This window comes from Streptomyces sp. NPDC053069, from assembly GCF_044546895.1.
Classification (GTDB): domain Bacteria; phylum Actinomycetota; class Actinomycetes; order Streptomycetales; family Streptomycetaceae; genus Streptomyces.
Map to the genome: position 1 here is coordinate 389,282 of NZ_JBITZN010000001.1, position 13,133 is coordinate 402,414.

The following is a 13,133-nucleotide window of genomic DNA, read 5'->3' on the forward strand; positions in this document are numbered from 1 at the left end:
GTGATCACCCTGTGGGCCTCCTTCGTCGCGGGACCGTTCCTCTGGGCGATGACGACCAGTTTCAAGGACGCCAACGCCGTCCAGGGCGGTCCCACCTACGTCCCCTGGGTGCAGTACAAGCCCACCCTCACCGGCTGGCGCAACATCTTCGGCGGAGCCGGCGGCATCGATGTGATCGATCCCTTCGTCAACAGCGCGATCATCACCATCGCCGCGTCCGCCATCAGCCTGGCCCTGGGGTCCCTGGCCGCCTACGCGCTGTCCCGGTACCGGTTCAGGCTGGGCTTCATCAAGAACAGCGACATCGTCTTCTTCTTCGTCTCCCAACGGATCATGCCGCCCGTCGTCCTGGTGATCCCCTTCTTCTCCCTCCTGCAGTGGGGCGGCCTCCTGGACAGCATCCCGGGCCTGGTCATCGTGACGGTCGCGCTGCTGCTGCCGATCGCGGTCTGGGTGATGGTGGACTTCTTCGACGGCATCCCCCGGGAGATCGACGAGATGGCCATGCTGGACGGCTGCCCCCCGTTCCAGACCTTCGTACGGGCGATCCTGCCGAACTCCCTGCCCGGGCTGACCGTGGCGGCGATGTTCTGCGCCGTGTTCGGCTGGAACGACTTCTTCTTCGCCTTCCGGCTGACCTTCACCGAGGTCCAGACGCTGCCCCAGGCGGTCGTCGCCCTCAACTCCTCCATACCACCGTGGTGGACGCTGTCCGCCGCCGCGCTCTTCGGCGTGGCACCGCTGATCCTGCTCGCCCTCTGGGTGGAGCGCTATCTGTCCAAGGGGAACCTGTCGGGAGCGGTCCGATGAACCTCAGCGCCACTGATCTGTGCCTGACCGTCGACGGCGTCGACCACCTCAGGAACGTGACCGCCACCTTCCAGCCGGGACGGCTCCACACCGTCATCGGCCGGACGATGGCCGGGAAGACGACGCTGCTGCGGGCCCTGGCCGGCCTGCAGAAAGTGGACTCCGGCTCGCTGACCCGGGCGGGAACCGACTTCCTGAAGACGCCGGTGTGGCGGCGCGACACCGCCATGGTCTACCAGCAGTTCATCAACTACCCGCATCTCGACGTGTTCCACAACGTGGCCTTTCCGCTGAAGCGGGCCGGGCTGTCACGGGAGGAGATCCAGCGACGGGTCCGGCAGAGCCTGGCGAGCGTGGGGCTCGCGGACTTCGAGAGGCGCAAGCCCTCCCAGCTCTCCGGCGGCCAGCAGCAGCGCGTCGCGATGGCTCGCGCCCTGGCCCGCGGTACCGGCATCCTCCTGCTCGACGAGCCACTGGCGAACCTGGACTACAAGTTGCGCGAACAACTGCGCGACGAGTTCAAGGCTCTCTTCTCGGACCGGGGCGACACGATCGTCATCTACACGACCACCGAACCCGCCGAGGCGATGATGCTCGGGGACGTGGTCCTGGTCATGCACGAGGGGCGGATCCTGCAGACCGGCACCCCGCAGGAGGTCTTCGATCGCCCGGCGACGACCACGGTGGCGTCCATCATCAACGACCCGCCCATGAACACCTTCCCGGGCCGGCTCGAGGGCGGCCGGGTCACGGTGGCCGGCTTCCAGGCCACGCACGTCTCCGCGCACCTGGCCGACCTGCCCGACGGTGCCTACCAGTTCGGCCTGCGCGCCACCGATGTCAGCCTGGCCTCCAGCGGGGTCGAGGGCCAAGTCACCTTCGTGGAGATCTCCGGCTCCGAGACCTTCGTGCACGTGGTCGTCGGCGAGACGCCCTTCGTCGTACAGATCGAGGGCATCCACGACGTCGCCCTCGGCGACCTGGTCACGCTCCGGCTCCGTCCCGACCGGCTGTTCGCCTTCGACGAGCAGGGGACGCTCGTGCGGACACCTTCGAACGATCTCGCTTCAGTGGCTTCAGTGGAAGGGCGTTGACATGGCGCAGCTGGACATCGTCGACGTCGGACACGCGTACGCGCCGGGCGTCGAGGAGGAGCGGTGGGCTCTCAAACCGCTGAATCTCACCTTCGACTCCGGCAGGACCTATGCGCTGGTCGGCCCTTCGGGCTGCGGCAAGACGACGCTGCTGAACATCCTGTCCGGCCTGATCAGACCCTCGCGGGGACAGGTGCTGTTCGACGGCGTCGACGTCACCGCCCTGCCCGCCAAGGCCCGCAACATCGCCCAGGTCTTCCAGTTCCCCGTCATCTACAAGTCGATGACGGTCTACGACAACCTCGCCTTCCCGCTGCAGTGCCGGCGCTGGGACAAGGCGCGGATCGACGCCAAGGTCCGGCAGGTCGCCGAGGCCCTGGACCTGCACGACCGGCTCAGGCAGCCCGCCCGCGGGCTCACCGCCGACGACAAGCAGCTGATCTCACTCGGCCGCGGCCTGGTCCGGGACGACGTGGCGGCCGTACTGATGGACGAGCCGCTCACTGTCATCGACCCGCAGCTGAAGTTCTCGCTGCGGCGCAGGATCCGTGAGATCACCGAGCAGTTCCGGCCCACGGTGATCTACGTGACGCACGACCAGTACGAGGCGATGAGCTTCGCGCAGGAAGTGCTGGTCATGAAGGACGGCCGCGCCGTACAGCAGGGCACCCCCGAGCAGCTCTTCGAGGCGCCCTCCTCCACCTACGTCGGCTACTTCATCGGCTCACCGCCGATGAACTTCCTGACCGTGGACCGCAGCGACGGGCGCTTCGCGCTGGGCGGCCGCACGCTGTCCGTTGCCTGGGACCTCGCCCGGAGCACGACCGGGATCCAGGTCGGCGTCCGGCCCGAGTACGTCAAGGTCGTCCCGGAGCCCGGCCCCAACACCTTCCCCGGCCGGCTGCGGGGCGTCAGCGACCACGGCGCGCAGCGCGTGCTGGAGGTCGAGGTCGCCGGGCAGCTCGTCAGGACCAAGACGCCACGCGAGGAGGGAGTTCCGGTCGGCGAGGAGGTGCTCGTGCATCTGCCGCGCACCAAGGTCCTTCCGTACGTGGACGGCCAGTTGGTACTCCGTCCGTAACGACCGTCGCATGCCCCCGCCCCCGGCCCGCCCCGCCACGGCGGGCCACCCATCAGACGGCACGCCGCGGCGCTCGGGGGGCGCCGCGGCCGTACGGCGGAATGCCGCGACGCGTCCGCTGTCGTGGGGTCGGCGAGCCGACGACGGCCCATCGAGTCGTACGATCCGCTGTACGCAACGCCTGTTCGATGCAGGACGCACAGACATCAGCGAAGGAATCCCATGATCTTCATCACCGCCAAGTTCCGGGTCCGTCCCGAGCACGCCGACCGCTGGCCCGAGATCGCCGCCGACTTCACCCGGGCCACGCGCGCCGAGCCCGGCTGCCTGTGGTTCGACTGGTCGCGCAGCGTGGACGACCCGACGGAGTACGTCCTGGTCGAGGCCTTCCGTGACGACGAGGCCGGGGTCGCGCATGTGCAGTCCGCGCACTTCAAGTCTGCGCAGCAGACGCTGCCGCCCCATCTGGTCGAGACGCCGCGCATCGTCAACGCGACCGTTCCGCAGGACGACTGGTCCCTCCTCGGGGAGATGGCGGTCCCGGGACAGGACTAGCGCCGCGCCCTGTCCGGACGCGTCCTCACCGGGCGTCAGCGAGCAGTGCGCTCACGGTACGACCGCTGCGGCTCCCCGCTCCGTCGGCTGCGGGTGCGGGTGCGGGTGCGGGGGAACGGCAGGGCGAGTGCGGTCATTCCCAGCGCAAGGCCGAGCAGGTTGCCGGCGATGTCCTGGGCGTCGGCAGCGCGCAGCAGCCACGGCACGGCGTACTGCACGGCCTCGATACCGAACGGCAGCGTGGCGGCGGCCACAGCCGTCAGCACGGCACGTGTCCTCGGCCGGATCTGGGCGATGGCCACCCCCAGTGGGACGAACAGCGCGACATTCAGGCTCTGCTGGTTGACCGTGGCCAGTTCGGCAGGCCGGGGAACGTGCCAGCTCGTCTGCCAGACCGGATCGGCGTAGCGAAGGTTGTCCATGTAGTGGGCGTCGAGGTTCGGAAGCAGGTGAGCGTGACGATGCCGCCGAGTGAGAGCACCAGGAGAAAGGCGGTGAACGGGACAACGCCGAGCCATCGGCCGAGCCGGTGGCGGCACAGCAGTGCGGCCAGGACGGAGAGCAGCGTCCCGGGCCAGAACAGCGGGGTGGCATGCAGAACTGCTTCGATCACGGAGGGTCCTTCAGGTCGGCAGCGGTGGAGCCGGTGCGGGTCGGCGGCACGGCTCAGGGGGCGGCGGGGCCTTCGACGGGACGGCCTGCGCGGTCGAACGGCCAGGCGTTGGGCGTGCAGCCGTGCAGTCCCTTGATCTGCTGCATCATCACGGGAGCCGGGTGCCCCGGGCCGGGACAGCGCTGGTGGCCGCGGCCGAGGCGATGGCCGACTTCGTGGTTGACGATCAGCGCGTGATAGGTGGCGGACCGGCCCCGGTAGAAGGGGCTCAGCAGCAGCCATCGCTTGACGTTGACCACGACATCGGTACCGCCCTGGCAGTTGACCTCGCCGCCGGTGTCCAGGCCGAAGCGGGCGCAGAGCCGGTCCGTCGTGGCGGGAGAGGCCAGGTGCACCGCGAAGTCGTACGGCGGCCGGTCGACGCGTTGGAAGGCGGTGCCGCTCGCGGTCCAGCCACGCGGGTCCGCCAGGACGCGGTCGACCTCCCTGGCGAACGCCTGCGGATCCTGGCCGGTGCCGTCCTCGACGTCCACGGTGTAACGCAGCGGCTTGCCGTCGCCGGACACGGCCGAGCTGCCGGTGGCACGGGTGAACGTCCCCCTGCCGTCTCGCGGGACCTCCCCGGCCGGGGCGACGGTGCTGCCGGGCGACGCGACGGCCTGCCCTCGGCCGTCGTCATTCCCGGCCACGACGTACAGGCAGGCGAGGAGCGCCCCCAGCACGCCGACGGGCAGAACGGCGGTACGCCACGGATGTTCCTTGGTTGAACGGCGGTGCCTCATACGGCCATTGCACCGACCTCGGTGTGAACCGGGCGTGAGCGTCGGCTCTCACGGCCGCCTCGTCCCGGCGCTGCCTTCTCTGGCCGGCAGCGTCACGCACACGGTCAGCCCTCCCCCGGGGCGTGGCACGGCGGCCGCATCGCCGCCATGGGCCTGGGCCACGGCCCGTACGATGGACAGGCCCAGGCCGCTGCCGCGCGCCGATCCGATCCGGTCGGTGAGGCGGCGGAAGGGCTCGAAGAGCACGGGGATCTCATGCGCGGAGATCACCGCCCCGGTATTGGTCACCTCGACCTGCACTCCCCGCGCGCCGTGCCGCGTGGTGACCTCCAGCTGGCCGCCGCGCCGGTTGTGGCGCACCGAGTTCTCCACCAGGTTGCGGATGAGTTGCTCCAGCAGGATCGGGTCGCCGACGGTGGGCGCGGGAGCGAGCCGCTGTGCCATGCGCACCTCCCCCTGTGCCGCCTCCGGTCCGGCCGCCTCGATGACGGCCGCGCAGATGTCCGCCAGGTCCAGCGGAACGCGGTCGGTCAGCGCATCCTCGGCACGGGCGAGAGTGAGCAGAGCATCGATGAGGCGCTCGTGACGGGCGTTGACGGCGAGGAGATGGGCACCCAGCTGCCGGGTTTCGGGCGGCACGTCGCGCTGGTTCATCGCGACCTCGACCAGGGTCCGGTTGATGACCAGCGGAGTCTTCAGCTCGTGAGCCGCGTTGGCGATGAAGCGTTCCTGGCCCGCGAAGGCACTGTCGAGCCGGTCGAGCATCTGGTCGAAGGCGTCGGCCAGCCGCTTCACCTCGCCCGGAGGAAGGTCGAGGGCGATGCGCCGGTGGAGGGTCCGCCCGGCGATGCGCTCGGCGGTGGACGTGATCTGGTGCAGGGGGCGCAGCAACCGTCCGGACACGAGCCAGCCGGCCGTCGTGGCGAGCACACCCACCACCAGGACGGTCAGACCGCCCTTGGTCAGCAGGTTCCTGCGCATCGAATCCATGAGGATGCTCTTGGTGCCTGCGTCACTGTCGGAGGCGTGGTCGGGCGAGAAGACGATGTCCAGGCTGTACTGCATGCTGTTGCGCACCAGAATCACGGCCCCCGCGAGAACGGCCGCTGCGGCGACGAAGAACAGCAGGCCGAACACCGCGGTCAGGCGCAGTCGCAGACTCCCGCGCCAAGGGAGCCCGGGTCGTGCGGCGGGATCCGTCCGCGAACCGTGTGGGCTCATCGGACGCGGTATCCCACACCGGTGACGGTCTCCACGACCTGCGGTTCGCCCAGTTTGCGGCGCAGTCCTCGTACGGTGACTCGGACGATCGTGGTGAACGGGTCGACGTTCTCGTCCCAGACGCGTTCCAGCAGCGTCTCCGCCGAGACCGGAGCGCCGGCCGCGCGAAGCAGCTCCTCCAGTACCGCGAACTCCTTTCGGGACAGGGCGACGTGGCGGCCGTCCCGGTACGTCTCACGCAGATGGGGATCGAGCCGGATGCCGGAGCGCTCCAGTACCGGCGGCTGCGGGGGCCGCGCGCGGCGGCCCAGTGCACGGATGCGAGCGACCAGTTCCGCGAAGGCGAAGGGCTTGGCGAGGTAGTCGTCGGCACCGATGCTGAGCCCGGCGACCTTCTCGGCGACGGTCGTCGACACGGTCAGCATCAGGATCCGCACGTCGCTGCCGGAGTCGGCGGTGCGCCGGCACACCTCGTCGCCGTGCAGCCTGGGCAGGTCACGGTCGAGCACCAGCACGTCGTACGCGTTGACGGCCAGGCGTTCCAGGGCCGCCTCTCCGTCGTGTACGACGTCCACTGCGAACGCCTCCTGCCGCAGTCCCCGGGCAATGGCGTCGGCAAGCATCTCCTCGTCCTCCACGACCAGAACCCGCATGCCGTCCTCACCCCTCGTCCCCCGACGTCGTACTCCGGATGCCCGCGGTGGGCGAGCACCCGTACCCGTACAGAGGAGACGGCATGGAGGGAACGCGCGTTCACTCGCACGCTCGACCCGCGGTGCACACCAGCCAGTACGACGAAGCCGTCGACCTGGCGGCCGGGGCCGCCGACGACTGCGTCGTGGGCGATCCGCTGTCCGAGCAGACCACGATGGGACCGCTGATCTCCCACGAGCAGCGGCAGCGCGTACGAAGCTGCATCGCCGAGGGCATGGCCGACGGAGCCCGCCTGGTGACCGGCGGCCCGGAAGCTCCCACCGGACTCGACACGGGCTACCACGTGCAGCCGACCGTCTTCGCCGACGTCCGGCCGGACATGTCCATCGCCCGCCAGGAGATCTTCGGCCCCGTGCTCTGCATCCTTCCCTACACCGACGAGGAGGACGCCGTACGCATCGCCAACGACTCCATCTACGGGCTCTCCGGAGCCGTCTGGTCCGCCGACCCCGAAAGAGCCGCGGCAATCGCCCGCCGGGTCCACGCCGGCCAGATCCAGATCAACGGCACGCAGATCGACCTGCTCGCTCCGTTCGGCGGCTGCAAGCAGTCCGGCAACGGCCGCGAACTCGGCCGCTACGGACTGGAGGAGTTTCTGCAGACCAAGGCCGTCCACGCCTGAGCGTGGCTCCGACGGCGCATCGGGCACGCAGCTCCGGGGAGTCGCGGAGCTGCGTGCCACGGCCGGGCAGAGCAGCCGGTGAACGCGATCGTCGCGGCGCAGCAGTCGATCGCATGTCGTGGTGGACAGGATGCTCCTGCGGCCCGACGACGGCGGCTGCCCCGGCGTGGCGGCGAAAAGCTCAGCCCAGCAGCTCAGCGCTGCCGCCCGGTTCACGCCGTTCTTGTCCGTTGATGCGGTGCCGTTCGATGGACGAGCGCCGGTACACCTCCTGCCGCACCCGCTGGATCTCGCCGATGGGCCGGTGTTCCTCGCGTGATCGCCACGGCGTGATCGACGTGGCGTCGGCGGCCGCCAGGTTGTCGCGCCCGCCGATGTCCTGGCGCGGGAGATCCACCCGGGCGACCGTCACCCAGGGGGACAGGTCCTCGGGCCACTTGACGGACGTGTTGTCCACCGGCATCCGGGCCAGATCGGTGTTGAGCTGGACCTGGAGCTCGAAGGAGTGGTCTCGCTCCGCGGCCTCGGCCACCAGGGTGCGGCGGAATGCCTCGTTGTCCGCGCGCACATCCACGATCGGGTGCGTGAGGGAGGCCAGGGACGCGGCCGTCGGCACGGTACGGATTTTGGCGATGTGGTCGCCGTACCGGAAGGCGCCCATGCTGTTGTAGGTGTACGACAGCAGGTTCCTGCGCGGAACGGCAGTGAACGACAGCATGGCGAGCAGTTCGTCCCACAGCCAGCTGTCGGGATCGGTGAGCGTCTGTCGGCGGGTCAGGAAATCCGCCATCCAGGTCTTGCGGCGGGCCGGGTCCACCAGGGCCTCGGGCAGTTCGGCGAACAAATCCTCGATCACCATGTAGTCGTAGGCGGTGTTCGCGAAGAAGACCTCGTTGTTGATCAGGTTGAGGTCGAAGGTGCCGCTGTCTCGTTCGTCGTCCAGCAGTGAGGGGCCGGCAACCCCGAACAGCTTGATGCCCATTCCGCACGCCGCGCCCAGCTGGTGGTCGGGGCGGTCGTGGCCCAAGCCGTTCGAGTAGCGGACGACGGCGTCGTACGCGGTCGGCCGGGCGAAGATTCCCTGCCCGTAGAAGCCAGGGTTGTCACCGACCGTGACCGTGGCCTTGAGGAGGCCGTAGGTCTTTGCGTGAGCGGCGCGAACAGCTCGGCCGACGGTTTCGCGCTCGACCGAGGCGCGAGTACGACGTGCCACCTGGGCGACAACTGCCTCCATCTCCTCCTCGTAGGACGGACGTTCGGTGGGACGGTATTCCTCGTAGCGGACGGGCTTCATGATGCCGCCTCCCTGTCGTGGTGCAGTGTCCACAGACGCTAGTACGCAATTTGATTGTGCACAACGTAACTGTGGGCTATCACACGTGCCCGCGGCAGCCCACCCGCTCCGTGAAGGCGACCGGGCCCGGTAGGCCGAGACATGCAACTGGACCACCGGCCGGGCTTTGACTGAGGCGTGGGTTACATACCGGCGCCAGATGAAGACAAGGCCGCGCGGCCTACGTATTGCCCTCCCAGAGAGAAGAAGCAGGGAGACCCGCCACCGGGGCGCCCTTGGCCCGTCAGGAACAAGACAAGCTGAGGAGGACCGGGTGCGCAGCGACGACGCCAACCCTGAGCGGACTCCCGCCTCGGGCCCTGACATCGCGCAGGAGATCAGGGACTCCTTCCAAGCCGTGCTGGAGGCTTTGGATGCCGCACGCGCCGACCTCCTGGGCGACGAGCAGCCGAAACGCGTCGAGAGCCCGCCTCAGCCCGAGAGCCGGCACGGTCACCCGGCCGAGGATGCCCGCTTTCCCCAGCCGACCCCGTCCCCGTCCTCGGCTCCGGCTTCCGCCACATCCGGCCGGGCGCTTCCGGTCAGACGTGTGCCGTCGGTCACGCAACCAGAACGTCCCGAGCCCCACCGGTCAACCGCCGCCGAATCGCTGCGGACTGGCGGGCCGCACCAGGCCGACACCCCGCATGCTGCCGTGCCGGAGCCACCGGCGTTGCCCCGAGGGCTGCAGGCCGTCCCGCCCCCGTCGCTGGAAAAGCCGCAGTCGACGGGCGGACCGGGCCCGGAGGCTGTCTCACCAACCATGGATTTCGCCAGTCCGGCTCCTTGGCCGGAAAGCGGACGGACCGGGAGTCCCCGGCCGGGCAGGACCCATGGCAGACGGCGGCGACTCACGAGCCGCAGGGACCTGCGAGTCTCCGGAGTCCTGGCGCTGGGCGCGGCGAACGGATTGATCCTCGCCGCTTGGCTGCTGACCGACCGCAACGCCGAGCCTGCCACCTCCTCTTCGCTCCCCGGGCACACGCAAGCCCCCCTGAGTCCCGCACCGAAGGGACCCCCTCCCGCGGCTCCAGGGCAGACCGACCGCCCGCAACCCGGCACACCGGACCCGCCGCTCCCCGAAATACCGGGCACGGGCGTCCTGCGCCAAGGCGACAGCGGCCATGGGGTCTACGAGTTGCAGGTACGTCTCCGACAGATACCGGACATCTACGACGGCGGCGCGATCGACGGCCGCTACGACGCGGAGGTCGGAGCGGCCGTGGCTCTCTTTCAGAAGCGGTACGGAGTCCGCGGCGATGAGAGCGGGGTCTACGGCGACAACACACGCTTCGCCCTCATGCTGCGGACCAAATGACCAGGGGCAGAAGGCCAGGAGTCCGCCTGCACCTTTCTACGGTGGCGCACATGGCCTCCGCAGCAGCAACCGCTCCCCCACCCCCGCAAGGCCGACCCCGACTCCGCGACCGCCTTCACCAAGAACTGTTCAGCTGCTGCGCTGTCACTCCGCTGAAGTATCCTTCCCGCCACCGCACACCGCTTGGGAGGACCAAGAGAATTGACTGACCTGTCTGCTTTCCCGCTGCCCTTTCACGCTTCCCGTTCCATATCGTTCGCGACACCCCGAACGCTGCGGGAACTTCAGATGATGCAGTGCAGCTCACACATCCGGGCGAAGCCGGGGTGGTTCGACAAGATGAACGATGCCGACATCGTCGCCAGGTGGACACAAGAAGCGGTCGCTCAGGGTCTCACCGAAGCGCAGGTTCGTTACGTGCTCGCGGAACTCGTGCATTACGCCGCGCTGCGGGACGGACGGACCGGCATCGAGGTGTCCGCTGTCGACGGGGTGTGGCAGTCGGACACGCTGGTCGACGAAAAGCTCAGATCCCGGCTGCGCGAGGCGGTTCGGGTTCTGGAACAGGACCCCGAAGCAGAACAGGACTGGCATCCCGGATCCGACGGCCAGGTACTGGATCTGGTTCATCCCTCACTCTTCTGCCTCGTGAGAGAGGTGAGCGGCGCGCCCGAGCGGGCTTGGCAGAACCCGACGGACCGTTACTCGAAGTACGAATTCTCGGAGAAGTTCCAGTGGCTGCCCACGGACGTCGACGTCAGCGAGGACGGCGATGTCACCTTCCGTTCGTACGTCAACAACGTCCACCCCGAGACGCACCGCGAACTTGCCTCTGTCCTGCCGGACTTGTTCGCACGCTTTCGCCCACTGTTGGAGCACGTGCTCACCGATCTGCGTCATCCGCGGCCCCTTCGGATCGAGGCCGATCCTTACGGGTGGTACGACTCGGAGCCGGAGTACCCGGACAAATCCTCCTACAGTGATGATGAGGCCTACACAGAAGCCCTCCGCGCATGGGAAGAGGCCCAGGACGACTGGTGGGAAAACCGCCGCCCGGTCATCCCGGACGCCCCGGCCTTCACCCCGCCCGAGTTGCCCGATGAATCCGCCCGAGTCGACCTGCGCGGCCGCCGTCTCCAGGTCATCGTCAAACTCGCCACCATTCATCTCACCCCGGACAAGCCCGAGTACCCCGGCGGTTCCTGGCATGTCGAGGGGATGTTGAACGAGCGGATCGTCTCGACCGGCATCTACTACTGGGACAGCGAGAACATCACCGAAAGCCGCCTGTGTTTCCGGGCGGCACTCGACGACCCGCACTACGAGCAGAACGACGACAACGGTGTGCGCGAGGTCTACGGCCTGGAGGACGAAGACGCACTGAACCAGGTACTGGGATCGACGTCGACGCCAGCGGGCCGCTGCCTGGCGTTCCCGAACATCCTGCAACACCGCGTCGGATCATTCCGCCTCATGGACCCCACCCGCCCGGGACATCGCAAAATTCTCGCGTTCTTTCTGGTCGACCCGTCGGAAAGGATCGTCTCGACATCCGACGTGCCGCCGCAACAACCATGGTCCGACACGTCGACCATGACGCTGGAACAGGCCAAGAACTACCGCGAACAACTCATGCAGGAACGCAAGTTCTTCGTCGACGAACACAACGAGCAGCTCTACGAACGAGAATTCTCCCTCTGCGAGCACTGAAACTTCTCCTGTCCTGAGTACGTGCAGGTCAGGAGAGCGGGACAGCCTGGACGAGGGGCCGCTGCGGCGGGTGGAGCATCTGACCCGCCGGAGCACTCCTGGTAATGCTCGGGCTGTACGCGGTGGTGGTGGGAGGTGGGTGCGGACGTTGGCGCCTGTTCCGTCCGGTCAGGGCTTCGCACCGGCCAGTCGTAGAAGCGCACACCTTCGGCGCCGTCGCCGCGGGAGAGCCGCTGCCGGGCGGACGAGCGCGATCACGGAGGGCCAGCGGTCGTAGCTGACCCGCATCGGACCGGACGGGCTGTCGGCCATACGGTGCTGGGAGAGCTTGATGGTAATCACGCACGGCAACGCCCGTCGTCGTCAGCTGCGGGGTGGCCCCGGATGCCAGGCCTGGTATGGCACGGCTCCTGGCGCGGATTGCTGGTGCGGCATCGCCGTGGGGACCGGGCGGTGGGTGCGCAGAAGCGCCTCGAACCCGGCGTGCAACTCGCGGGCCCTGTCGGGCCGGGCGGTGTAGGCGACGACGGATCCGTCGACGCGCTGGATCGTCACCACGGCGCCGCTCCCCGGATTCTCCTGGCCCAGCCACACTCCGCCGAGGGCGGTGGCAGGCACCCACCCCGGCTCGGACTCCGGGCCGCCCGCGCGCCATCGGCGCAGCACCTTCCGCCGATAACCCGGGATCATCAGACCCGGGAGCGTCACCACGACGATGACGAAGGCCACGATGTTCCCCACCACCCCGGCCGCCCACCGCAGCAGCGCCAGGAGCGTCGCGTAGCAGGCCGAGACGATGAACACCCAGAGGCAACCAACGGCGACGACGTGCGGCGCACCAACCTTGTTCAGCAGGCTGTAGAGACCCACTGAAGCGAGCAGCACCAAGACCGTGAGACATCCGGCCGTGTCACCGAGGAGCGCTTCAGCGACACGGCCTGCGAGCCGGTCACGTCTGACGACGAAACCGTGGTCATGGAATTGGACACGTACACGTCCCCCGGGAGCGGCCCTGACGCCGGCAATCTCACGCACGCCGCTCACCCTAGACGAACGTCCGCAGCTCAGACGCCATCCTCCTGGGCATCACACGGCATCCCGGCCGACGAGGCGTTGGGACACACCGGCTGATGCCCGTAGCACGCGGTACGGCTACCCCACGCCGAGCCGGCCGGGCCGTCGGCGACGCCACCGGCCTCACCGAGATCCTCGCCGTATGGTCGTCCACCGGGGCCCGTGGAAGGACAGGGCGCTCGGCCTCGACCAGCCGCTCGGCACCT

Annotated in this window: 13 protein-coding genes; 7 read left to right on the forward strand and 6 right to left on the reverse strand. The window is 68.7% G+C overall.

All coding sequences use genetic code 11. The annotated features are described in order from the left end of the window. The 4 genes from ACIGXP_RS01680 to ACIGXP_RS01695 all read left to right on the forward strand — a co-directional run bounded on the left by ACIGXP_RS01680 (position 1) and on the right by ACIGXP_RS01695 (position 3,540). Positions 1-810, forward strand: a complete 810-nt coding sequence (locus ACIGXP_RS01680) for a carbohydrate ABC transporter permease (RefSeq protein ID WP_399762915.1) — start codon at positions 1-3, stop codon at positions 808-810. Beyond that, positions 807-1,904: an ABC transporter ATP-binding protein gene (locus tag ACIGXP_RS01685; protein WP_399762916.1), complete on the forward strand. Its 1,098-nt coding sequence runs from the start codon at positions 807-809 to the stop codon at positions 1,902-1,904. Before ACIGXP_RS01680 ends, ACIGXP_RS01685 begins: the two co-directional genes overlap by 4 nt. Before the next feature lies 1 nt (position 1,905). Next, a complete protein-coding gene (locus ACIGXP_RS01690; protein ID WP_399762918.1) occupies positions 1,906-2,985 on the forward strand; it encodes an ABC transporter ATP-binding protein in 1,080 nt (359 codons plus the stop codon). 222 nt (positions 2,986-3,207) lie between these two features. Then, positions 3,208-3,540 (forward strand): putative quinol monooxygenase, encoded by a 333-nt coding sequence (locus tag ACIGXP_RS01695; protein ID WP_399762919.1) that lies wholly within the window; start codon positions 3,208-3,210, stop codon positions 3,538-3,540. A gap of 35 nt (positions 3,541-3,575) precedes the next feature. Here ACIGXP_RS01695 and ACIGXP_RS01700 read toward each other — a convergent pair whose 3' ends face one another. The 4 genes from ACIGXP_RS01700 to ACIGXP_RS01715 form a co-directional block, all read right to left on the reverse strand. Beyond that, positions 3,576-3,962, reverse strand: a complete 387-nt coding sequence (locus tag ACIGXP_RS01700; protein ID WP_399762921.1) for a VanZ family protein — start codon at positions 3,960-3,962, stop codon at positions 3,576-3,578. Between the two features lie 244 nt (positions 3,963-4,206). After that, on the reverse strand, positions 4,207-4,935 hold the full coding sequence (locus ACIGXP_RS01705) for a DUF3152 domain-containing protein (RefSeq protein WP_399762923.1): 729 nt from the start codon (positions 4,933-4,935) through the stop codon (positions 4,207-4,209). 48 nt (positions 4,936-4,983) lie between these two features. Beyond that, positions 4,984-6,156, reverse strand: coding sequence for a sensor histidine kinase (locus ACIGXP_RS01710; RefSeq protein ID WP_399762925.1), 1,173 nt, complete (start codon positions 6,154-6,156; stop codon positions 4,984-4,986). Then, positions 6,153-6,809, reverse strand: a complete 657-nt coding sequence (locus ACIGXP_RS01715; protein WP_399762927.1) for a response regulator transcription factor — start codon at positions 6,807-6,809, stop codon at positions 6,153-6,155. The genes ACIGXP_RS01710 and ACIGXP_RS01715 overlap by 4 nt, the downstream gene beginning before the upstream one ends. 83 nt (positions 6,810-6,892) lie before the next feature. Between ACIGXP_RS01715 and ACIGXP_RS01720 the strand changes: the two genes are divergently transcribed. Then, positions 6,893-7,492 carry an aldehyde dehydrogenase family protein gene (locus tag ACIGXP_RS01720; protein WP_399762928.1) on the forward strand — a complete coding sequence of 200 codons (600 nt, stop codon included), beginning with the start codon at positions 6,893-6,895 and terminating at the stop codon, positions 7,490-7,492. 181 nt (positions 7,493-7,673) lie between these two features. On the opposite strand, the gene ACIGXP_RS01725 is transcribed toward ACIGXP_RS01720, so the two are convergent. Beyond that, the gene (locus ACIGXP_RS01725; RefSeq protein WP_399762930.1) at positions 7,674-8,786 is read right to left on the reverse strand and encodes a catalase family protein; all 1,113 of its coding nucleotides are present in this window, start codon (positions 8,784-8,786) and stop codon (positions 7,674-7,676) included. Positions 8,787-9,588: 802 nt separating this feature from the next. Between ACIGXP_RS01725 and ACIGXP_RS01730 the strand changes: the two genes are divergently transcribed. Together ACIGXP_RS01730 and ACIGXP_RS01735 are read left to right on the forward strand one after the other, a co-directional pair. Beyond that, on the forward strand, positions 9,589-10,143 hold the full coding sequence (locus ACIGXP_RS01730; protein ID WP_399763520.1) for a peptidoglycan-binding protein: 555 nt from the start codon (positions 9,589-9,591) through the stop codon (positions 10,141-10,143). 201 nt (positions 10,144-10,344) lie between these two features. Beyond that, a complete protein-coding gene (locus tag ACIGXP_RS01735; RefSeq protein ID WP_399762931.1) occupies positions 10,345-11,853 on the forward strand; it encodes a DUF4246 domain-containing protein in 1,509 nt (502 codons plus the stop codon). 363 nt (positions 11,854-12,216) lie between these two features. Here the strand turns inward: ACIGXP_RS01735 and ACIGXP_RS01740 are convergent, their stop codons facing one another. Next, positions 12,217-12,723, reverse strand: a complete 507-nt coding sequence (locus ACIGXP_RS01740) for a hypothetical protein (RefSeq protein ID WP_399762933.1) — start codon at positions 12,721-12,723, stop codon at positions 12,217-12,219. Positions 12,724-13,133: the final 410 nt, after the last annotated feature.